General features: G+C 40.4%; 20 protein-coding genes and 2 pseudogenes. 19 read left to right on the top strand and 3 right to left on the bottom strand.

Annotated features, from left to right (window positions below):
* Window positions 1–282: 282 nt before the first annotated feature.
* Complete coding sequence (rpsB, locus tag OVN21_RS07135; protein WP_267247868.1) at window positions 283–1,062, top strand: 30S ribosomal protein S2; 780 nt, start codon at window positions 283–285, stop codon at window positions 1,060–1,062.
* A gap of 78 nt (window positions 1,063–1,140) precedes the next feature.
* Window positions 1,141–2,181, top strand: a complete 1,041-nt coding sequence (tsf, locus tag OVN21_RS07140; RefSeq protein WP_267247869.1) for a translation elongation factor Ts — start codon at window positions 1,141–1,143, stop codon at window positions 2,179–2,181.
* Window positions 2,182–2,284: 103 nt separating this feature from the next.
* Here tsf and cysK read toward each other — a convergent pair whose 3' ends face one another.
* Both cysK and OVN21_RS07150 read right to left on the bottom strand, forming a co-directional pair.
* On the bottom strand, window positions 2,285–3,211 hold the full coding sequence (gene cysK / locus OVN21_RS07145) for a cysteine synthase A (RefSeq protein WP_267247870.1): 927 nt from the start codon (window positions 3,209–3,211) through the stop codon (window positions 2,285–2,287).
* Window positions 3,212–3,497: 286 nt separating this feature from the next.
* Window positions 3,498–4,133, bottom strand: a complete 636-nt coding sequence (locus OVN21_RS07150) for a YigZ family protein (RefSeq protein WP_267247871.1) — start codon at window positions 4,131–4,133, stop codon at window positions 3,498–3,500.
* A 56-nt stretch (window positions 4,134–4,189) separates the two neighbouring features.
* Between OVN21_RS07150 and OVN21_RS07155 the strand changes: the two genes are divergently transcribed.
* From OVN21_RS07155 to OVN21_RS07180, 6 genes are all read left to right on the top strand, one after another.
* Entirely contained in the window at window positions 4,190–5,488 is a 1,299-nt protein-coding gene (locus OVN21_RS07155) for a DEAD/DEAH box helicase (protein WP_267247872.1), read from the top strand.
* Window positions 5,485–6,147, top strand: a complete 663-nt coding sequence (locus tag OVN21_RS07160) for a ComF family protein (RefSeq protein WP_267247873.1) — start codon at window positions 5,485–5,487, stop codon at window positions 6,145–6,147. Before OVN21_RS07155 ends, OVN21_RS07160 begins: the two co-directional genes overlap by 4 nt.
* A 79-nt stretch (window positions 6,148–6,226) precedes the next feature.
* Window positions 6,227–6,775 carry a ribosome hibernation-promoting factor, HPF/YfiA family gene (hpf, locus tag OVN21_RS07165; RefSeq protein WP_267247874.1) on the top strand — a complete coding sequence of 183 codons (549 nt, stop codon included), beginning with the start codon at window positions 6,227–6,229 and terminating at the stop codon, window positions 6,773–6,775.
* 81 nt (window positions 6,776–6,856) lie between these two features.
* A complete protein-coding gene (locus OVN21_RS07170) occupies window positions 6,857–8,035 on the top strand; it encodes an acetyl-CoA C-acetyltransferase (protein ID WP_267247875.1) in 1,179 nt (392 codons plus the stop codon).
* Window positions 8,036–8,302: 267 nt separating this feature from the next.
* The gene (locus tag OVN21_RS07175; RefSeq protein WP_267247876.1) at window positions 8,303–9,271 is read left to right on the top strand and encodes a ribose-phosphate diphosphokinase; all 969 of its coding nucleotides are present in this window, start codon (window positions 8,303–8,305) and stop codon (window positions 9,269–9,271) included.
* Window positions 9,272–9,390: 119 nt separating this feature from the next.
* Window positions 9,391–9,828, top strand: coding sequence for a CoA-binding protein (locus OVN21_RS07180; protein WP_267247877.1), 438 nt, complete (start codon window positions 9,391–9,393; stop codon window positions 9,826–9,828).
* A gap of 317 nt (window positions 9,829–10,145) precedes the next feature.
* Here the strand turns inward: OVN21_RS07180 and OVN21_RS07185 are convergent, their stop codons facing one another.
* A complete protein-coding gene (locus OVN21_RS07185; RefSeq protein WP_267247878.1) occupies window positions 10,146–11,156 on the bottom strand; it encodes a YeiH family protein in 1,011 nt (336 codons plus the stop codon).
* 341 nt (window positions 11,157–11,497) lie between these two features.
* Between OVN21_RS07185 and OVN21_RS07190 the strand changes: the two genes are divergently transcribed.
* From OVN21_RS07190 to comA, 11 genes and pseudogenes are all read left to right on the top strand, one after another.
* Window positions 11,498–12,667, top strand: coding sequence for a pyridoxal phosphate-dependent aminotransferase (locus OVN21_RS07190; RefSeq protein WP_267247879.1), 1,170 nt, complete (start codon window positions 11,498–11,500; stop codon window positions 12,665–12,667).
* Window positions 12,664–13,434 carry a DNA repair protein RecO gene (gene recO, locus OVN21_RS07195; RefSeq protein WP_267247880.1) on the top strand — a complete coding sequence of 257 codons (771 nt, stop codon included), beginning with the start codon at window positions 12,664–12,666 and terminating at the stop codon, window positions 13,432–13,434. Before OVN21_RS07190 ends, recO begins: the two co-directional genes overlap by 4 nt.
* A complete protein-coding gene (gene plsX / locus OVN21_RS07200; RefSeq protein ID WP_267247881.1) occupies window positions 13,431–14,423 on the top strand; it encodes a phosphate acyltransferase PlsX in 993 nt (330 codons plus the stop codon). The genes recO and plsX overlap by 4 nt, the downstream gene beginning before the upstream one ends.
* Before the next feature lie 4 nt (window positions 14,424–14,427).
* Window positions 14,428–14,664 (top strand): acyl carrier protein, encoded by a 237-nt coding sequence (locus OVN21_RS07205; RefSeq protein ID WP_267247882.1) that lies wholly within the window; start codon window positions 14,428–14,430, stop codon window positions 14,662–14,664.
* Between the two features lie 325 nt (window positions 14,665–14,989).
* Window positions 14,990–15,163, top strand: coding sequence for a class IIb bacteriocin, lactobin A/cerein 7B family (locus tag OVN21_RS07210; protein WP_267247883.1), 174 nt, complete (start codon window positions 14,990–14,992; stop codon window positions 15,161–15,163).
* Window positions 15,164–15,292: 129 nt separating this feature from the next.
* Window positions 15,293–15,445: a class IIb bacteriocin, lactobin A/cerein 7B family gene (locus tag OVN21_RS07215; RefSeq protein ID WP_267247884.1), complete on the top strand. Its 153-nt coding sequence runs from the start codon at window positions 15,293–15,295 to the stop codon at window positions 15,443–15,445.
* A gap of 24 nt (window positions 15,446–15,469) precedes the next feature.
* Complete coding sequence (locus OVN21_RS07220) at window positions 15,470–15,625, top strand: hypothetical protein (protein ID WP_267247885.1); 156 nt, start codon at window positions 15,470–15,472, stop codon at window positions 15,623–15,625.
* Window positions 15,626–15,663: 38 nt separating this feature from the next.
* Complete coding sequence (locus OVN21_RS07225) at window positions 15,664–15,876, top strand: bacteriocin immunity protein (RefSeq protein WP_267247886.1); 213 nt, start codon at window positions 15,664–15,666, stop codon at window positions 15,874–15,876.
* Between the two features lie 208 nt (window positions 15,877–16,084).
* A pseudogene (locus OVN21_RS11170) lies at window positions 16,085–16,252 on the top strand (bacteriocin immunity protein).
* Window positions 16,253–16,905: 653 nt separating this feature from the next.
* Window positions 16,906–18,565 (top strand): annotated as a pseudogene (ltrA, locus tag OVN21_RS07235) (group II intron reverse transcriptase/maturase).
* Between the two features lie 213 nt (window positions 18,566–18,778).
* On the top strand, window positions 18,779–20,932 hold the full coding sequence (gene comA, locus OVN21_RS07240; protein WP_267247887.1) for a peptide cleavage/export ABC transporter ComA: 2,154 nt from the start codon (window positions 18,779–18,781) through the stop codon (window positions 20,930–20,932).
* The last annotated feature ends 3 nt before the right edge of the window (window positions 20,933–20,935 follow it).

The following is a 20,935-nucleotide window of genomic DNA, read 5'->3' on the forward strand; positions in this document are numbered from 1 at the left end:
ATTTCTAACTCAAACGTCTCACACTTAATTCCACCATGAAAATCCGTTTTAGACGAATTTCCACTTCGGTCAGGAAAGTGGAAGTTACTTTGAGAAGTTATCTAATCGAAAGCAAGACCAAAATCTACCAAAATAGCTTGAAAATATTGAAAAAGTATGGTAAAATAAAACTTGTCGTGTGAACGATAATACTCATTCTTGATGAATTGTGAAGCAGTTGCCCTTGGGTCGTTTTGCGAGTTGAAGTCAAGAAGAGGAAAAAAACAAAAAGGAGAAATACTCATGGCAGTAATTTCAATGAAACAACTTCTTGAGGCTGGTGTACACTTTGGTCACCAAACTCGTCGCTGGAACCCTAAGATGGCTAAGTACATCTTCACTGAGCGTAACGGAATCCACGTTATCGACTTGCAACAAACTGTAAAATACGCTGACCAAGCATACGACTTCATGCGTGATGCTGCAGCTAACGATGCAGTTGTATTGTTTGTTGGTACTAAGAAACAAGCTGCTGATGCTGTTAAGGAAGAAGCAGAACGTTCAGGTCAATACTACATCAACCACCGTTGGTTGGGTGGAACTCTTACTAACTGGGGAACTATCCAAAAACGTATTGCTCGTTTGAAAGAAATCAAACGCATGGAAGAAGAAGGAATCTTTGATGTTCTTCCTAAGAAAGAAGTTGCACTTCTTAACAAACAACGTGCACGTCTTGAAAAATTCTTGGGTGGTATCGAAGATATGCCTCGTATCCCAGATGTAATGTACGTAGTTGACCCACATAAAGAGCAAATCGCTGTTAAAGAAGCTAAAAAATTGGGTATCCCAGTTGTAGCGATGGTTGACACAAACACTGATCCAGATGACATCGATGTAATCATCCCAGCTAACGATGACGCTATTCGCGCTGTTAAATTGATTACAGCTAAATTGGCTGACGCTATCATCGAAGGTCGTCAAGGTGAAGACGCGATAGCAGTTGAAGCTGAATTTGTAGCTTCAGAAACTCAAGCTGACTCAATCGAAGAAATCGTTGAAGTTGTAGAAGGCGACAACGCTTAATTTATATAAATAGTAATTACCTAGGAGGGCGGGGCTTAGCCCGGCTCTCCTATTTTCAAAAAATATAGGAGAATTAAAATGGCAGAAATTACAGCTAAACTTGTAAAAGAGTTGCGTGAAAAATCTGGTGCTGGTGTTATGGACGCTAAGAAAGCATTGGTTGAAGTTGAAGGTGATATCGAAAAAGCAATCGAATTGCTTCGCGAAAAAGGTATGGCTAAGGCAGCTAAGAAAGCTGACCGTGTTGCAGCTGAAGGTTTGACTGGTGTATTTGTTAACGGTAACGTTGCAGCAGTAGTTGAAGTAAATGCTGAAACTGACTTCGTTGCGAAAAACGCTCAATTCGTTGACTTGGTAAATGCAACAGCTAAAGTAATTGCTGAAGGTAAACCAGCTAATAACGAAGAAGCACTTGCTTTGATAATGCCTTCAGGTGAAACTCTTGAAGCAGCCTATGTATCTGCAACAGCTACAATCGGTGAAAAAATCTCATTCCGTCGTTTTGCTTTGCTTGAAAAAACAGATGCACAACACTTTGGAGCATACCAACACAATGGTGGACGTATCGGTGTTATCTCTGTCATTGAAGGTGGAGATGAAGCACTTGCTAAACAAATCTCAATGCATATCGCTGCGATGAAACCAACAGTTCTTTCTTACAAAGAATTGGATGAGCAGTTCGTTAAAGATGAGTTGGCACAATTGAACCACGTGATTGACCAAGATAATGATAGCCGTGCAATGGTTGGTAAAACAGCTCTTCCACACTTGAAATATGGGTCAAAAGCTCAATTGACTGATGAAGTGATTGCTCAAGCTGAAGAAGATATCAAAGCTGAATTAGTTGCAGAAGGCAAACCCGAAAAAATCTGGGACAAAATCATCCCAGGTAAAATGGATCGCTTCATGCTTGACAACACTAAAGTTGACCAAGCATACACACTTCTTGCACAAGTATACATCATGGATGACAGCAAGACAGTTGAAGCTTACCTTGAATCAGTAAATGCTTCAGTAGTTGAGTTCGCTCGCTTTGAAGTTGGTGAAGGTATCGAAAAAGCTGCAAATGATTTTGAAGCTGAAGTTGCAGCTACAATGGCAGCAGCCTTGAATAACTAATAGAAAAGGAAGCAAATTGCTTCCTTTTTCTTTTGGTCTAGAGGGTAGGCTTTATATGAGTAAACAAAAAGCCCTTTAATAAGGGCTAAGTGCATTTAGGAGACTACACTTCAAATTCATAGAGTGCTGTAGACAAATAACGTTCGCCGTTATCTGGTGCTAAAGCAAGGACTTTCTTACCTGTACCTAATTTCTTGGCAACCTCAATTGCTCCGTAAATCGCTGCAGCTGAAGAAATCCCAACAAGGAAGCCTTCTTTTCCACCAATTTCACGGCCAAGTGCTAGAGCATCATCTGACGTTACGCGGACGATACCATCATAGGCCTTTGTATCAAGTGTTTCAGGAATAAATCCAGCTGAGATGCCTTGAATTTTGTGAGGCCCTGGTTTTTCACCAGACAAGATAGCTGACTCGTCTGCCTCAACTGCATAAACTTGAATGTATGGATTTGCTGCTTTGAGTGCATGAGAAACACCTGAAATCGTCCCACCAGTACCAACACCACCCACAAAAGCATCTAGTCCATCAGAACCGAAAGCAGCCAGTATTTCAGCTCCTGTTGTTCTTTCGTGTACTTCTGGGTTAGCTGGGTTATTAAATTGGAGTGGAAGGAAGCCGTCACGTTCAGCAGCGATTTCCTGAGCTTTGGCAATAGCCCCTTTCATTCCTTCGCTACCAGGAGTGAGGACGAGTTCAGCACTATAAGCTTGGATAATCTTACGTCGTTCCACACTCATCGTTTCTGGCATGACGATAACAACTTTATATCCTTTAGCAGCACCAACCCATGAAAGACCGATTCCAGTATTTCCACTCGTTGCTTCAACAATGGTAGCACCCGGTGTTATAATACCATCTTGTTCCGCTTTTTCAATCATGCTAAGGGCAATACGGTCTTTGACTGAAGATCCTGGGTTAAAGGCTTCTAGTTTAACATAGACATCTGCAGTATCCTCTGGAACAATGTTGTTGAGTTTAACAATCGGTGTTTGTCCGATTAGTTCAGTAATATTATTATAAACAGCCATAGATATACCTCTTTGTATAAGATGATACTAGTATAACGCGCTCAAGGCTATTTGTAAAATATAGAAATCCTATCAAAGTGATAGGATTTTTTTATATCAAAGTTTTGAGATAGTCATTCTGGTTTGATTATGAGAGGCTATTCCTAATAGATATTAATAATTCCATTATTATCCCTATGTTATCTATCTTCATCAAATAGATGGATATAAATAGATATATTATAGTCAGTAGTGCTTTATTGCTTGTAAAGAGAGCTCATATCTGATGAGAGGAGTTCTTTTTTATTTACACTAAGTTTACAGGAACCTCAACTTCTCGTAAACCTTTATCAGTTAAAGTGATTTTTCCATTAAAGAACTCAACAAGTGCAGCTTTGATATTTTCTTTCTCTTCCTTATCAACATAGATCATTGTAGCAACTTGATTTGTAAAATTTGTCTCGAGTTCTATGAGTTTATGCTCTCTAAGGAAATTGCCATATTCTTGATACTGAGCGTAAGACATCTGAATGGCTATGCCAGCCTGTTCTTTGATTTCAATAATGCCAATTTCTTTGACAGTCAAGGCTACGCTACCTGCATAAGCACGAATCAAACCACCAGCACCTAGTTTGATGCCACCAAAGTAGCGGGTAACTACTACACAGACATTGGTAAGATTATGATTTTCTAAGACGCTCAGCATAGGGACTCCAGCAGTACCACTAGGCTCCCCATCATCACTCATACGTTTGATTTCACTTCGTTCCCCTACAATAAAAGCAGAGCAGTTATGGGTGGCTTTGTAGTGTTCTTTTTTGATGTCAGTGATAAAATTACGAGCCTCTTCTTCACTATAAACACGCTTGACATGACAGATAAAGCGGGATTTTTTGATTTCTTCTTGGACCTGCCCATCCTCTTTAATTGTTCTAAATTCCATGATTTAATTGTACTAAAAAAATATCTAAAGTGCTAGATTTTTACGAATATTAAAGTATGAAAGTAAATCCAAATTACCTCGGTCGCTTGTTTACTGAGAAAGAATTAACTGAAGAAGAGCGACAGGTAGCAGTGAAACTGCCGGCAATGAAAAAAGAGAAGGGGAAACTGTTTTGTCAACGTTGTAATAGTACGATTCTAGAAGAATGGTATTTGCCTATTGGCGCCTACTATTGCAGAGAGTGTTTACTGATGAAGCGAGTTAGGAGTGATCAGACATTATACTATTTTCCACAGGAAGATTTCCCTAAGCAAGATGTTCTCAAATGGTGTGGTCAGTTAACCCCTTTTCAGGAAAAGGTATCAGAGGGGTTGATTCGAGCAGTTAAAAAGAAAGAACCGACTTTAGTTCATGCTGTGACAGGTGCTGGAAAGACAGAGATGATTTATCAAGTTGTGGGCAAAGTGATTAATGATGGTGGTGCAGTTTGTTTGGCAAGTCCTCGAATTGATGTATGTTTGGAACTGTATAAGCGACTGCAGAATGACTTTGCTTGCGATGTAGCACTACTACATGGCGAATCAGAGCCCTATTTTCGGACTCCCTTAGTAGTTGCAACAACTCATCAGTTATTAAAATTCTATCATGCCTTTGATTTGTTGATAGTGGATGAGGTAGATGCCTTTCCTTATGTTGATAACTCTATGCTTTACTATGCTGTAAAGAATAGTGTAAAGGAAGAAGGGGTAAGAATATTCCTTACAGCAACTTCTACAGATGAGTTAGATAGGAAGGTTCGCACAGGAGAATTAAAACGATTGAGCTTGCCGAGACGGTTTCATGGAAATCCTTTGATTATTCCTAAGCCAGTCTGGCTATCAGATTTTAATCGCTGTTTAGAGAGAAGTCAGTTGTCAACTAAGTTAAAGACCTATATTGAGAAACAGAGAAGAACAGGTTATCCCTTACTGATTTTTGCATCAGAGATTAAGAAAGGTGAAAACCTAAAAGAAATTTTGGAGGAGCAGTATCCGAATGAGAATATCGGCTTTGTGTCTTCTGTGACAGAAGACCGATTAGAGCAAGTACAAGCTTTTCGAGATGGAGAACTAACAATACTGATCAGTACGACAATATTGGAACGCGGGGTTACCTTCCCTTGTGTGGATGTTTTCGTAGTAGAAGCTAATCATCGTCTCTTTACCAAGTCTAGTTTGATTCAGATTGGTGGTCGAGTTGGGCGTAGTATGGACAGACCAACTGGTGAGTTGCTCTTCTTTCATGACGGATTAAATGCTTCAATCAAGAAGGCAATCAAGGAAATCAAGCAGATGAACAAGGAGGCGGGATTATGAACTGTTTATTATGTGGCCAGACTACAAAGGGTGAGCTGACTTTTAGTAGTCTTTTCCTTTTGAAGAATGACTGCAGTTATCTTTGCTCAGATTGTGCTTCTAGTTTTGAGAAAATTAGTGAGAAATATTGCCCAAACTGTATGAAAGCAGGATTGACAACTAGGTGTCAAGATTGTAAATTTTGGTGTAAAGAAGGAGTTCAGGTTGATCATAAGGCGATTTTTACCTATAATCAAGCTATGAAAGACTTTTTCAGTCGATATAAGTTTGATGGAGATTTTTTGCTTAGAAAAGTTTTTGCTTCCGTTCTTGCTGAGGAGTTGAAAAAGTATAGAGGTTATCAATTTGTGTTGATTCCCCTAAGCCCTGAAAGATTAATTGAGAGGGGGTTTAACCAAGTCGAAGGTTTGGTTGAGGCAGCAGGTTTTTCTTTTAAAGACATATTAGGAAAAAGAGAAGAGAGGGCTAGTTCTTCTAAAAGTCGTTTGGAAAGGTTAGCTACTGAAATTCCATTTTTTATTAAAGATGGAATCTCACTTCCTAAGAAGATTTTGCTGATTGATGACATCTATACAACAGGGGCAACTGTGAATCGTGTAAAACGACTTTTGGAAGAAGCAGGTGCTTTGGAAGTTAAAACTTTTTCCCTTGTAAGATGAGGAAAAAATTTGCAAAACGAAAATGAAAGCGTTATAATATAGTTAGAAAAACAAAAATGTTTAGAAAGAAGGTACTTATATGATTAAATATAGTATCCGTGGTGAAAACCTAGAAGTAACAGAAGCAATTCGTAATTATGTAGTTTCTAAACTCGAAAAGATCGAAAAGTATTTCCAACCTGAGCAAGAGTTGGATGCACGTGTAAACTTGAAAGTTTACCGTGAAAAAACAGCAAAGGTTGAAGTAACAATTCCACTTGGTTCTATTACTCTTCGTGCAGAAGATGTTTCTCAAGATATGTATGGTTCTATCGATCTTGTGACAGATAAAATTGAACGTCAGATTCGTAAAAATAAAACTAAAATCGAACGTAAGAATAAAAATAAAGTTGCAACAAGTCAACTCTTTACAGATGCTCTAGTTGAAGATGCAAATGATGTGCAACCCAAAGTCGTTCGTTCAAAACAAATTGATTTGAAGCCAATGGATTTAGAAGAAGCCCTTCTTCAAATGGATTTATTGGGACATGATTTCTTTATCTATGTAGATGTAGAAGATCAAACAACTAATGTTTTGTATCGCCGTGAAGATGGTGAAGTTGGTTTGTTAGAAGTGAAAGAATCATAAAATAGAATTTTTAAAGTGGTTTACACCAGTGTAAACCACTTTTGTATTGCATCATTATAATAGGTATAGATGGAGGCGGTTATGAAAGATGTGGTGATTGTTTCGGCAGTGCGAACTCCAATAGGCTCCTTTGGAGGAAGCTTGAAGAATGTTTCAGCTGTTGATTTAGGTGCTTTGGTTATTAAGAGTGCTTTGGAAAAAGCCAATGTCAAACCAGAGCTGGTAGACGAAGTGATTATGGGGAATGTCCTAGGCGCTGGTTTAGGGCAAAATGTGGCTCGCCAAATGAGCATTCATGCGGGACTTCCGGAATCTACACCAGCCTTTACCATCAATAAGATTTGTGGTTCCGGTTTGAAGGTAGTGCAGTTGGCTACTCAAGCGATTCGATGTGGTGATGCAGATATTATCGTAGCTGGTGGTGCAGAAAACATGAGTCAGGCGCCATACGTTTTGCCAAGTTTCCGTTGGGGTGGTCGCATGGGAGATTCGGAAGTGGTAGATACCATGATTAAGGACGGTTTGTCTGATGCCTTCAACGAATACCATATGGGAATTACGGCTGAGAATGTGGCTGAAGAATATGGTATCAGTCGAGAAGAGCAAGATGCTCTTGCTTTAGAGTCACAAAAACGAGCAGTGGCAGCTATAGAATCTGGACGCTTTAAAGAAGAGATTGTGCCAGTGGTCATTCCTCAACGCAAAGGTGATTCTATCGTTTTTGATACAGATGAATATCCTAGAAAAGATACTAGCTTGGAGAGCTTGTCTAAGCTAGATCCTGTTTTCAAAAAAGATGGTTCTGTTACAGTGGGAAATGCTTCAGGTATCAATGACGGGGCAGCGGCTGTATTGGTCATGAGTGCTGAAAAAGCTGAAGAATTAGGATTGCCAGTGATTGTCCGTATCCGTTCGTATGCAAGTGCAGGTTTGGATCCTAAGATGATGGGATGTGGGCCGATTTATGCAACTCGCAAGGCGCTTGAAAAAGGTAATTTGACAGTTGATGCTCTCGACTTGATCGAGTCAAATGAAGCCTTTGCTGCCCAGGCTTGTGCAGTCGGTAAAACACTTGGTTTCAACACAGATATTGTCAATGTAAATGGTGGTGCGATTGCTCTTGGTCACCCAATTGGAGCTTCAGGCTGCCGTATATTAGTGACTCTGGTACATGAGATGATGAAACGTAATGCTAAAACTGGGGCAGCAACTCTCTGTATCGGAGGAGGGATGGGAACAGCCCTTATCGTGGAACGTTAGGTGATAGTAATCTGAATATGTGGGTTAGGAGGGTGATAATTCCCTCCTCCTTTTGTGTATGAGGTTAGAAGAAATCAATCGTGAAAAGCTAAATTCCTAAACTAAGTTCCACCGCTAGTAGAAGTGGAAGTTACTTTGAGAAATTACCAAGGGTATAAATGTTTGCTCTTGTTTTATTTTTGATTGAAAAATAAAGGAAAAAGCGCTACAATGGTAGATGGAAAATGTTGTGAAAAAACAAGTAATACATAAATACCGGAGGAAATCATGTCTTTTTCTGATTTAAAGCTGTTTGCTCTTTCTTCTAATAGAGAATTGGCAGAGCGTGTTGCACAAGAAATTGGGATAGAGTTGGGGAAATCGACTGTTCGCCAATTTTCAGATGGGGAGATTCAGGTCAACATCGAAGAATCAATCCGTGGGAAACACGTCTTTATCCTACAATCAACGAGTTCACCTGTAAATGACAATCTACTCGAAATTTTGATTATGGTAGATGCCTTGAAGCGTGCCAGTGCAGAATCTGTCAACGTTGTCATGCCTTACTATGGATATGCACGTCAGGATAGAAAGGCGCGCGCGCGCGAGCCAATCACTTCAAAACTTGTTGCAAATATGCTTGAAGTAGCTGGAGTGGATCGTTTATTGACAATCGACTTGCATGCTGCGCAGATTCAGGGATTCTTTGATATTCCTGTAGATCACTTGATGGGTGCTCCTTTGATTGCGGACTATTTTGAACGTCGTGGCATGGTTGGATCTGACTACGTGGTTGTCAGCCCAGACCATGGTGGGGTGACTCGTGCTCGTAAGTTAGCAGAGTTTTTGAAAACTCCGATTGCGATTATTGACAAACGCCGTAGTGTAGACAAGATGAATACCAGCGAAGTGATGAATATTATCGGTAAGGTAGAAGGTAAGACTTGTATCTTGATTGACGATATGATTGACACAGCTGGAACCATTTGCCATGCAGCGGACGCTCTTGCTGAAGCAGGTGCTGTTGAAGTATATGCAAGCTGTACGCACCCAGTACTTTCTGGTTCTGCTATGGATAATATCCAAAAATCAGCTATTAAGAAATTGGTTGTTTTAGATACCATCTATCTACCAGAAGAGCGTTTGATTGATAAGATTGAACAGATTTCTATTGCCCACCTCTTAGGAGATGCAATCGTTCGTATCCACGAAAAACGTCCTCTTTCGCCCCTATTTTGTATTGAGAAAAAGATTTAATCTTTCAAATGAAATAGATAGTTCTCCTAGCAAGGAAAGAAACTTGTTAGGAGATTTTTATAGTCAAAACCTGCAAGCCTTTTCAAAATGTGCTATACTGATGAAAAAGGAGGATTTCTATGAGCCAAGAATTTATCAATCCAAGTGATGGTGTGATCCGTCAGTATCTGGCGACCAGTAAAACGTTAGCGGTAGTGGGCTTGTCCGATCGTGAGGAAACAACTAGCAATCGAGTGACCAAGGAAATGCAGGCTCGGGGCTATAAAATCATTCCAGTTAATCCCAAGGCTGCAGGTGGGGAAATCTTGGGAGAAAAGGCTTATGCGAGTCTAGCTGAAATTCCTTTTCCTGTGGATATTGTCAATGTATACCGACGGAGCGAGTTTTTGCCAGATGTGGCGCGTGATTTTCTCAAGGCTGATGCCAAGATTTTTTGGGCGCAATTAGGACTTGAAAATCTAGAAGCGGAAGAGATCTTGCGTGCTGGAGGATGCGATGACATCGTGATGAATCACTGTATCAAGAGAGAATATACTCGCTTAATTCTTGGGCAATAAAAGAGACTGGGACAATAACATTCTTAATTGTATTTAACAATATCATGATTATTAAATAAGTTACGATGAGTCTTGAAATCGCTTCCTTTTTTCTGATATAATTACTTTAGAGACAAAGAAATTGCCTTATTCAATTAATATTCCTATAAGAAAGCAGGTGATTCCAGTGTACAAACTATAATTATCAACCCTTGATATCCAACTTAGTTATGGAAGAATGGTAGGTAATCAATATCATGAAAAAATACTAATTACTCTATTATTTAGTTGTTTAGCTTTTTTGTGGTTGAGAACTATTTTGTCCCAGGTTCTTCGTGTTATAAAGTACCAATCAATGCTTGCATGCCAAGACTGGTGAGGATGATGGCAATCCAGCAAAGGGCTCCAAGAAGAATGGATTTACCGCTGGATTTGACCATGGCAATCAGATTGGTTTTGAGACCGATGGCACTCATAGCCATGATGATAAAGAATTTAGAGAGTTGTTTGAGAGGGGTAAAGAAGCTACTGGACACACCGAGAGAGGTAAGGAGAGTCGTTAAGAGAGAGGCCAGGATAAAATAAAGGATAAAAAGTGGGAAAATTTTTTTCAGTTGTACGCCTTGTTTATTTTCTTGCTGGCGACTTTGCCAGTAGGAGAGGAAGAGAGTGATGGGGATGATTGCTAAGGTGCGCGTGAGTTTAACAATGGTTGCTGATTCGAGGGTATTGGTCTGATAAAGACTGTCCCAGGCACTAGCTGTGGCCGTTACAGAAGAAGTATCATTGACCGCAGTTCCTGCAAAGAGGGCAAAGCCGTCATTGGATAGATGAAGCCAGGTTCCTAGAGTTGGAAAGATGAGCGCAGCCAAGATATTGAAGAAAAAGATAACGGAAATGGCTTGGGCAACCTCCTTTTCTTTGGCATGGATAACGGGCGCTGTCGCAGCAATGGCAGATCCACCACAGATAGAAGAACCCACCCCAATCAAGGTAGCCAGTTTTGTGTCTAGTGCAAAGAAACGCTGGAAGAGGTAGGCGAAAATCAAGGAAATTGAAATTGTTGATAGGATGACAGGGAGTGAAGTTTGTCCAACTGCAAAGACTTGCGAGATATTGAGACCAAAACCAAGCAAGATGACGGCATACTGGAGTAATTTTTTAGAACTAAAGGTCAAACCAGCATCTAGTTGTTTGTAGGGCGAGAGCCAGGGGTGTAGGAGCATTCCAGCAAAAATTGCAAAAACAGGTGCACCTACGACGGGGAAAAGTCCTCCTAGAAACCAAGATACGATAGAAATGAGAGGGCAAGCCAAGATGCCTGCTCCATTTTTTGATAGAAATGACATAAAAACCTCCAAATAGAATCTGTTACCATTATAGACCTGTAAATAGGAAAAGTAAAATAGAAAGTGGAGCTAACAATTATTTGACAAGTAGCGCTAATCATGTGATAATAATCTTACAAGAACTGTAACGAGGTCTTGGCGAAAACAAAGGTACTAGAGCTCCACCTCTGGTATTTTTTTGTCGTGCTTATCTAATCCAAACTAAGTCCGTTAGTGGAGTTGCGACAAAATCATTTTAACATACTTCAATTTGTTATGCTAGCGTTATTCTATGATGTATTTTTGCGGTCGGAGGGCTTTTGTAGTATAATAGAGATACGTTTTGAAAGTAGGAGGTATCTATGGACTTAACTAAGCGCTTTAATAAACAGTTAGATAGGATTCAAGTTTCGTTGATTCGTCAGTTTGACCAGGCTATTTCGGAGATTCCTGGGGTCTTGCGTTTGACCTTGGGGGAACCTGATTTTACAACGCCAGATCATGTTAAGGAGGCGGCCAAGCGGGCGATTGACCAGAACCAATCCTACTATACAGGGATGAGTGGTCTGCTGACCTTACGTCAGGCGGCCAGTGATTTTGTTAAGGAAAAGTACCAACTGGACTATGCTCCTGAAAATGAAATCTTGGTTACAATTGGGGCGACAGAGGCTTTATCTGCGACTTTGACGGCTATTTTGGAAGAGGGAGACAAGGTGCTCTTGCCAGCTCCTGCCTATCCAGGCTATGAGCCGATTGTCAATCTAGTTGGGGCAGAGATTGTTGAGATTGATACGACTGAAAATGGTTTTGTCTTGACTCCTGAGATGTTGGAAAAGGCCATTTTGGAGCAAGGAGACAAGCTCAAAGCAGTTATTCTCAACTATCCAGCTAACCCGACAGGAATTACCTATAGTCGGGAGCAGTTGGAAGCCTTGGCAGCTGTTTTACGCAAGTACGAAATTTTCGTTGTCTGTGATGAGGTTTACTCAGAATTGACCTATACAGGCGAAGCCCATGTATCCTTGGGAACTATGTTGAGAGATCAGGCTATTATTATCAATGGTTTGTCTAAGTCTCATGCTATGACAGGTTGGCGTTTGGGTCTGATTTTTGCTCCTGCGGTCTTCACAGCTCAGTTGATAAAGAGTCACCAGTACTTGGTGACTGCCGCAAATACCATGGCTCAACATGCTGCAGTAGAAGCCTTGACGGCTGGTAAAAACGATGCGGAGCCTATGAAGAAGGAATACATCCAGCGTCGGGACTATATTATCGAGAAAATGACTACTCTTGGTTTTGAGATTATCAAACCAGACGGTGCCTTCTATATCTTTGCTAAGATTCCAGCTGGCTACAATCAAGATTCCTTTGCTTTTCTGAAGGATTTTGCTCAGAAGAAGGCTGTTGCCTTTATCCCTGGTGCAGCCTTTGGGCGTTACGGGGAAGGTTATGTTCGCCTATCTTATGCAGCCAGCATGGAGACTATCAAAGAAGCCATGAAACGTCTTGAGGAGTACATGAGAGAAGCATGATTCAGTCTATCACGAGTCAAGGTTTGGTGCTCTACAATCGCAATTTTCGTGAGGATGACAAGCTCGTCAAGATTTTTACAGAGCAGGCTGGCAAACGTATGTTTTTTGTCAAACACGCTGGTCAGTCTAAGCTGGCTCCAGTTATTCAGCCCTTAGTGCTGGCACGATTTCTCTTACGAATCAATGATGATGGGCTTAGCTACATTGAGGATTATCATGAGGTGATGACTTTTCCCAAGATTAATAGCGATCTCTTTGTCATGGCTTATGCGACCTACGTGGCTGCTCTTGCAGATGCTAGTTTGCAGGACAATCAGCAGGATGCTCCCTTGTTTGCTTTTTTGCAAAAGACTTTGGAGTTGATGGAAGAGGGTTTGGATTATCAGGTTTTGACCAATATTTTTGAAATCCAAATCTTGACTCGATTTGGGATCAGTCCCAATTTTAATGAGTGTATCTTCTGCCATCGGGTCGGTCAGGCTTTTGACTTTTCTTTTAAATATGGAGCCTGCCTCTGTCCAGATCATTATCATGAAGATGAGAGACGTTGCCATCTCAATCCCAATATCCCCTATCTGCTCAATCAATTTCAAGCTATTGATTTTGAGACCTTGGAGACCATTTCGCTCAAGCCTGAAATCAAGCAAGAGCTACGCCAATTTATGGATCAACTCTATGAAGAGTACGTAGGGATTCACCTAAAATCAAAGAAATTTATTGATTCCCTGGCAGACTGGGGTCAATTACTAAAAGAGGAAAACAAATGAAAAAAATCGCAGTAGATGCCATGGGGGGCGATTACGCACCTCAGGCCATCGTTGAGGGTGTCAATCAAGCCCTAGCTGACTTTTCAGATATCGAGGTTCAACTCTACGGAGATGAAGCTAAAATCAAGCAATATCTGACAGCGACAGAGCGCGTCAGTATTATCCATACGGATGAGAAGATTGATTCAGACGATGAACCTACGAGAGCTATTCGGAAGAAGAAAAATGCCAGTATGGTATTGGCAGCCAAGGCTGTCAAAGAAGGCGAAGTAGACGCTGTCCTCTCGGCTGGGAATACAGGTGCCTTGTTGGCTGCAGGATTCTTCATTGTAGGTCGTATCAAGAATATCGACCGTCCTGGACTCATGTCGACCTTACCGACCATTGATGGCAAGGGCTTTGACATGCTGGACCTCGGTGCCAATGCAGAAAATACAGCCCAGCACCTCCATCAATACGCTGTCCTCGGTTCCTTCTATGCAAAAAATGTCCGTGGCATTGCGCAACCACGTGTTGGCTTGCTCAACAATGGAACAGAGAGTAGTAAGGGTGACCCGCTTCGTAAGGAAACTTACGAATTACTAGCAGCTGATGAAAGTTTGAACGTTATCGGAAACGTGGAAGCGCGTGATTTGATGAATGGCGTTGCGGATGTTGTTGTGGTAGATGGTTTCACGGGAAACGCTGTGCTCAAATCTATTGAAGGGACAGCCGTGGGTATCATGGGCTTGCTTAAGACAGCTATCACAGGTGGTGGTCTTCGAGCGAAACTAGGTGCTCTTCTTCTCAAGGATAGCCTTAGAGGTTTGAAAAAACAGCTCAACTACTCAGATGTTGGTGGAGCAGTCTTGTTTGGTGTCAAGGCACCTGTTGTCAAGACTCATGGCTCAAGCGATGCCAAGGCTGTTTATAGTACAATTCGCCAGATTCGTACCATGCTAGAAACAGACGTAGTTGCCCAGACTGCGCGTGAATTTTCAGGAGAATAAAAAGATGACAGAAAAAGAAATTTTTGACCGTATTGTAGCCATTATCCAAGAGCGACAGGGAGAGGACTTTGTCGTAACAGAGGCCTTGAGTTTGAAAGATGACCTAGATGCGGACTCAGTGGACTTGATGGAGTTCGTCTTGACACTAGAAGATGAATTCGGAATTGAAATCAGTGATGAGGAAATTGACCAACTTCAAAGTGTAGCGGATGTAGTAGCGATTATTAAAGATAAAAAATAGCCAAAAGCAACATGCAAGTCATGTTGTTTTTTATTTGCAGAAAAAAGAGAAACTTTTAGTAGAAATTGCGATTGAAGAGATGAGAAAGAACAAGGAGGAACATTTATGTATGTGACTGGTTTTTATCCGTGGTTCATTAAGTGGTTTTTAAAATAAAAATGAATGAATTGTTCATTTTCGAAATTTTTTTCGAATAGATAAGTGAGAAGAAGAGGAAAGGAGATTAGAAATGATTATTTCAGCTATTTATCCAACTTGGCTATTTAAGTGGCTTAGAGGCTAAACATTAAAGATATAACAAAATATAAAAATTGAGGAGAAAAAGATGACAAATTTTGACAACATGGAACAGAACTTTGTAGCTCTTACAGAAGAAGAGTTAATGGATGTGGATGGGGGAATTATCCCTGTAGCAGTGGCAGCTAGTATTATTGCTGGTTCGGCGTTTGCAGGTTTAAGTGCAGGTGTTGCAATTGGACTCAGTCGAAACAAGAGATAAATGGTGATATAAATGAATTTTTCAGAAGAATTTGCAGCAATTATTATATCAGCTTCAGGAATAGTAGGACTTTTGTCTGGTGTAGCTATTGGATTGGCTAGTATTATTTAAAAAGGAGAGAATGAAACAATGGAAAACTTAAATCAATTTGAATTAATGGGTCAAACTGAACTAGAACAAGTACAGGGAGGTGTAGGCTTGTTAGTTCTTGTTGGAGGATCTTTATTAGCTGCTGGTGGAGCTGGCATTGCAGGATACTGGTTAGCCCGCACATTTGGATAATAAATTTATAGGAGGGAAAGAAAAATGAAAAAATTGGATGAAAAATTTGATATCATGACAGAAGAAGATTTGACTCTTACTGAAGGAGGCTTCATTGTCACTACTTCCACAGCAATAGCTTGGGGTGTATTAGGAGTAGCTTCTTATATGTATGGGCGTTATCTAGGGAGTAGACATTAATCTAAAAATTTGGGATAAAGTATGTGAGGAAATTAATTATGAATCACAACATTAATCTCAATACATTGTTACCTAAACTAGCCACTATAGTTCCTTTGTTGGCAATAGCTCTTAATCTAGCGCTTCATGCGATTCGTACAGGTTCATTAGTATCCTTTGATTGGAAATGGACTGTAGTTGGTTTACTTGCTTCGGGCTATTTTGGTATTTTTTGCAAAGATTTGAAGAAAAATAATCGAAATTATAAATGATGAATCTGAATGGAAAGGATTTTGTGCATGTAAATGGCGGAGTTTTTCCGCCTTGTTTTATCCAGAGACCTATCCGATTCTGCTTAGTTTGTTTTAGGGAGGATACAAGTACAAAACAACAGATAGTAAGATTGGGAATTGATGGAACATCAGATTGGAGTTTGAGATGAAAGTCGTTCAATTACTACAAAAAGCTTGACCAGAGTTTATTGTATTGTCTAGCTCAATGGCTTATCTAATGATTAGGGTTGTGGCTGATATAAACAAAATAAATCTACCTACATGATTTGAATGTTTTGACATACCTACGATTGCATTATTTTTGATGACCTTTATCTCACTTTATAGAAGTGAAGAGAATATCATTTCAGAATAGTTTATTTGTGGGCATTCATTTTTTAACGGTTACTTTAAGCAGGCAGAACTTTTGTTCTGCCTATTTTCTTTGGGTGCGACATGAAGTCGCTTAATTGAACTGTCTGGCATGATGACCAGACCAACTATTCCGTTAGTTGAGCCAAATATCAACTGCATGTTCGTCATGTGGTAAGCTGATATGTAAGGTAGCCCTACTTTAAGGTCGAACCGTGAGGGGAGACCGATACTGCTAGCAACAAAGCGGTTAGGAAGCTAGGCTTGATAGTATGGCTAACAAATGTGAACCACTGTTAAATGTCGTTAAGTTGAACAGGCTAAAGTTGCTGATAAGCCTGAACCAAAAGGTGTGCAGTCGGATAACCCTTTCCATGGTGGGGTTACACGGACAGATGACTGCCGGCAGAGAGGTGGAGCCTAACCTATCATTTTGTTCATTAAGTGGAACATGGTAAGCCTGTATTGTTGCTTCTAGCAAGGCAAATCGTAAGAAATGCTGATAACAGTGCAGGTATAGGAAAATGGAAAAAGCGAATGCCATCTTGTAATGAGGTGGATAGAGGTTCAAGATTTGCCTCAACTCGAAAGAGTGCAGACTTCCATTCGGTTTCTAATCACAAGAGAACTTGTAGAATTTTTGAAAGGAGAAAGCAAATGAACAGTAAAATGTGTGCTACTACTAACATAGCCAACAGTTGGGAAAGTATTGATTTTGTGAAAGCTGAAATCTATGTTAAAAAACTACAAATGCGTATTGTAAAAGCGTGGAAGTTGGGTAAATTCAACCGAGTGAAATCACTCCAACATTTACTAACAACTTCATTCTATGCAAAAGCCTTGGCAGTGAAACGTGTCACTGAAAATCAAGGTAAAAAGACAAGTGGCGTTGATAAAGAGTTATGGCTAACACCTAACGCTAAATATCAAGCAATCAAGAAATTTAAAGGTCAAGGGCTATCGTCCAAAACCACTAAGACGGGTTTATATTCTTAAGAAAAATGGTAAGAAAAGACCTCTTAGTATTCCAACGATGACAGATAGAGCAATGCAGACATTATTTAAGTTCGCCCTAGAACCTATTGCAGAAACAACAGCAGACCCTAATTCTTATGGCTTTAGACCTAAAAGAAGCACACAGGATGCGATTGAACAATGTTTCTCAGCTTTGAGTAAGCAAACATCTGCTAAATGGATTTTAGAAGGTGACATTAAAGGATGTTTTGATAATATCAATCATGAGTGGATAATGAAACACATTCCAATGAACAAAACAATACTTGGAAAATGGTTGAAAAGTGGTTACATCGAAAACAGGAAGTTATTTTCAACAGAGTTTGGAAGTCCTCAAGGTTCTCCGATTTCACCAATCATTTCAAATATGGTACTAGATGGTATCGAGAGAAAACTCTCTACCACATTTAGAAAGAAAAAGGTTAATGGTAAAGTCTATGCACCAAAAATTAATTTTGTTAGATATGCGGATGACTTTATTGTTACTGGTGTCAGTAAGGGACTATTGGAGAATGAGGTCAAACCAGTTATTATTCAGTTCTTGAAAGAACGTGGTTTGGAGTTATCTGAAGAAAAAACGTTGATAACCCATATCACGGACGGCTTTGATTTTCTGGGTGTAAACATTAGAATGTACGACGGAAAACTACTAACCAAACCCTCCAAAAAGAATTACGAAAGTATTGTTTTGAAAATCAGGGATATTATCAAAAAGAACCCGTCGATGAAGCAGGAGTTGTTAATCCGTAAGTTAAACCCTATTATTATAGGTTGGGTTAACTACCAAAAGCACAATGTTTCAAAAGAAGCATTTCAAAGACTTGATTTTGATATTTATCAGTGTTTATGGCAGTGGTGTATCCGAAGACATCCTAAAAAGGGGAGAAAGTGGATAGCCAATAAATATTTCCATACTTTTGATAGTCGTAGTTGGATTTTTAGTGTTCCAACTGTCGATACAATGGAAAATGGCGAGCCGTTCTATCTTCGCTTGAAATATGCTTCTGATACTGATATTCGCCGACATATTAAAATTAAGGCGGAAGCCAATCCGTTTGATGAACAATGGCAACTGTATTTTGAGGAACGATAAGAAAAGCAAATGCGACAGGAACTAAAAGGAAGACGTGTGATTAACGGACTTTACTATAAACAAAAAGGGCTTTGTCCAGTTTGCGAATTGAAGATTACCAAAGAAACAGATTTCCGAGTTCATCAAACAGTAAAGAACCATAAACCAATAAAGACATTGGTACACCCTACTTGTCATAAAAATGTAAAAGAAAACACGCTGGTTCTCTAACGAGGACTTATAGAAGCTTGAGCCGTGTGAGGGGAAACTCTCATACACGGTTCTTAGAGGGGAAAGAGGTCGTGAGACCTCTGACCTACTCGACCAAAAGTGTTGTTCAGGTGTGGATATTGTTTTTTCAGAAATAATTCTCTTATTTTTTCCTTATTTGGTTAAAATAATCTTACAAATTTTTAAAGAGATTGTTAGAAAAAGGAGAAGGATATGAAATTTGGGAAACGTCATTATCGTCCGCAGGTGGATCAGATGGACTGCGGTGTAGCTTCATTAGCTATGGTCTTTGGCTACTATGGTAGTTATTATTCTTTGGCTCACTTGCGAGAATTAGCCAAGACGACCATGGATGGGACGACGGCTTTAGGCTTGGTCAAGGTGGCAGAGGAGATTGGCTTTGAGACGCGAGCGATCAAGGCGGATATGACGCTCTTTGACTTGCCAGATTTGACCTTTCCTTTTGTTGCCCATGTGCTTAAGGAAGGGAAATTGCTCCACTACTATGTGGTGACTGGGCAGGATAAGGACAGCATTCATATTGCCGATCCAGATCCTGGAGTGAAATTGACCAAATTGCCACGTGAGCGTTTTGCGGAAGAATGGACAGGAGTGACTCTGTTTATGGCACCCAGTCCAGACTACAAGCCTCATAAGGATCAAAAGAATGGTCTTCTTTCTTTTATCCCTATATTAGTGAAGCAGCGTGGTTTGATTGCCAATATCGTTTTGGCAACACTCTTGGTCACCTTGATTAACATTGTGGGTTCTTATTATCTGCAGTCTATCATTGATACCTATGTGCCGGATCAGATGCGTTCGACGCTGGGGATTATTTCTATTGGTTTGGTCATCGTCTATATTCTCCAGCAGATCTTGTCTTACGCTCAGGAGTATCTCTTGCTTGTTTTGGGGCAACGCTTGTCGATTGATGTGATTTTGTCCTATATCAAGCATGTTTTTCACCTGCCTATGTCCTTTTTTGCGACGCGCAGGACAGGGGAAATCGTGTCTCGTTTTACAGATGCCAACAGTATCATTGATGCGCTGGCTTCGACCATTCTTTCGATTTTCTTAGATGTGTCAACGGTTGTCATTATTTCTCTTGTTTTATTTTCACAAAATACCAATCTCTTTTTCATGACCTTATTGGCGCTTCCTATCTACACAGTGATTATCTTTGCTTTTATGAAGCCGTTTGAAAAGATGAATCGGGATACCATGGAAGCCAATGCGGTTCTGTCTTCTTCTATCATTGAGGACATCAACGGTATTGAGACTATTAAGTCTTTGACCAGTGAAAGTCAGCGTTACCAAAAGATTGACAAGGAATTTGTGGATTATCTGAAAAAATCCTTTACCTATAGTCGGGCAGAGAGTCAGCAAAAGGCTCTGAAAAAAGTTGCCCATCTCTTGCTCAATGTCGGCATTCTCTGGATGGGAGCTGTTCTGGTCATGGATGGCAAGATGAGTTTGGGGCAGTTGATTACCTATAATACTTTGCTGGTTTACTTTACCAATCCTTTGGAAAATATCATCAACCTGCAAACCAAGCTTCAGACAGCGCAGGTTGCTAATAACCGTCTAAATGAGGTTTATCTGGTAGCTTCGGAGTTTGAGGAGAAGAAAACGGTTGAGGATTTAAGCTTGATGAAGGGAGAAATGACCTTCAAGCAGGTTTACTACAAGTATGGCTATGGTCGAGACGTCTTGTCGGATATCAATTTGACCATTCCCCAAGGTTCTAAGGTGGCTTTTGTGGGGATTTCAGGATCAGGTAAGACGACTTTGGCCAAGATGATGGTTAATTTTTACGACCCTAGTCAGGGAGAGATTAGTCTGGGTGGTGTCAATCTCAATCAGATTGATAAAAAGGCTCTGCGTCAGTATATCAACTATCTGCCTCAACAGCCCTATGTCTTTAACGGAACGATTTTGGAGAATCTTCTCCTTGGAGCCAAGGAGGGGACGACACAGGAAGATATCTTACGGGCGGTTGAGTTGGCAGAGATTCGGGAAGATATCGAGCGTATGCCACTAAATTACCAGACAGAATTGACTTCGGATGGAGCAGGAATTTCAGGTGGGCAACGTCAGAGAATCGCTCTGGCGCGTGCTCTCTTGACAGATGCCCCTGTCTTGATTTTGGATGAGGCGACCAGCAGTTTGGATATTTTGACAGAGAAGCGAATCGTGGATAATCTCATGGCTTTGGACAAGACCTTGATTTTCATTGCTCACCGCTTGACCATTGCTGAGCGGACAGAGAAGGTTGTTGTCTTGGATCAGGGCAAGATTGTTGAAGAAGGGAAGCATGTTGATTTGCTTGCACAGGGTGGCTTTTATGCCCATTTGGTGAATAGCTAGAAA

It is taken from the genome of Streptococcus sp. Marseille-Q5986, assembly GCF_946902915.1.
GTDB lineage: Bacteria > Bacillota > Bacilli > Lactobacillales > Streptococcaceae > Streptococcus.

Coding starts and splice junctions, on each gene's coding strand:
- plsX (WP_267247881.1), top strand. CDS start 13,431: ATGAAAAAAATCGCAGTAGATGCCATGGGGGGCGATTACGCACCTCAG.
- OVN21_RS07175 (WP_267247876.1), top strand. CDS start 8,303: ATGTCTTTTTCTGATTTAAAGCTGTTTGCTCTTTCTTCTAATAGAGAA.
- OVN21_RS07190 (WP_267247879.1), top strand. CDS start 11,498: ATGGACTTAACTAAGCGCTTTAATAAACAGTTAGATAGGATTCAAGTT.
- OVN21_RS07170 (WP_267247875.1), top strand. CDS start 6,857: ATGAAAGATGTGGTGATTGTTTCGGCAGTGCGAACTCCAATAGGCTCC.
- OVN21_RS07210 (WP_267247883.1), top strand. CDS start 14,990: ATGACAAATTTTGACAACATGGAACAGAACTTTGTAGCTCTTACAGAA.
- OVN21_RS07185 (WP_267247878.1), bottom strand. CDS start 11,156: ATGTCATTTCTATCAAAAAATGGAGCAGGCATCTTGGCTTGCCCTCTC.
- comA (WP_267247887.1), top strand. CDS start 18,779: ATGAAATTTGGGAAACGTCATTATCGTCCGCAGGTGGATCAGATGGAC.
- OVN21_RS07155 (WP_267247872.1), top strand. CDS start 4,190: ATGAAAGTAAATCCAAATTACCTCGGTCGCTTGTTTACTGAGAAAGAA.
- cysK (WP_267247870.1), bottom strand. CDS start 3,211: ATGGCTGTTTATAATAATATTACTGAACTAATCGGACAAACACCGATT.
- OVN21_RS07205 (WP_267247882.1), top strand. CDS start 14,428: ATGACAGAAAAAGAAATTTTTGACCGTATTGTAGCCATTATCCAAGAG.
- OVN21_RS07225 (WP_267247886.1), top strand. CDS start 15,664: ATGAATCACAACATTAATCTCAATACATTGTTACCTAAACTAGCCACT.
- rpsB (WP_267247868.1), top strand. CDS start 283: ATGGCAGTAATTTCAATGAAACAACTTCTTGAGGCTGGTGTACACTTT.
- OVN21_RS07160 (WP_267247873.1), top strand. CDS start 5,485: ATGAACTGTTTATTATGTGGCCAGACTACAAAGGGTGAGCTGACTTTT.
- OVN21_RS07215 (WP_267247884.1), top strand. CDS start 15,293: ATGGAAAACTTAAATCAATTTGAATTAATGGGTCAAACTGAACTAGAA.
- OVN21_RS07150 (WP_267247871.1), bottom strand. CDS start 4,133: ATGGAATTTAGAACAATTAAAGAGGATGGGCAGGTCCAAGAAGAAATC.
- OVN21_RS07180 (WP_267247877.1), top strand. CDS start 9,391: ATGAGCCAAGAATTTATCAATCCAAGTGATGGTGTGATCCGTCAGTAT.
- recO (WP_267247880.1), top strand. CDS start 12,664: ATGATTCAGTCTATCACGAGTCAAGGTTTGGTGCTCTACAATCGCAAT.
- OVN21_RS07220 (WP_267247885.1), top strand. CDS start 15,470: ATGAAAAAATTGGATGAAAAATTTGATATCATGACAGAAGAAGATTTG.
- tsf (WP_267247869.1), top strand. CDS start 1,141: ATGGCAGAAATTACAGCTAAACTTGTAAAAGAGTTGCGTGAAAAATCT.
- hpf (WP_267247874.1), top strand. CDS start 6,227: ATGATTAAATATAGTATCCGTGGTGAAAACCTAGAAGTAACAGAAGCA.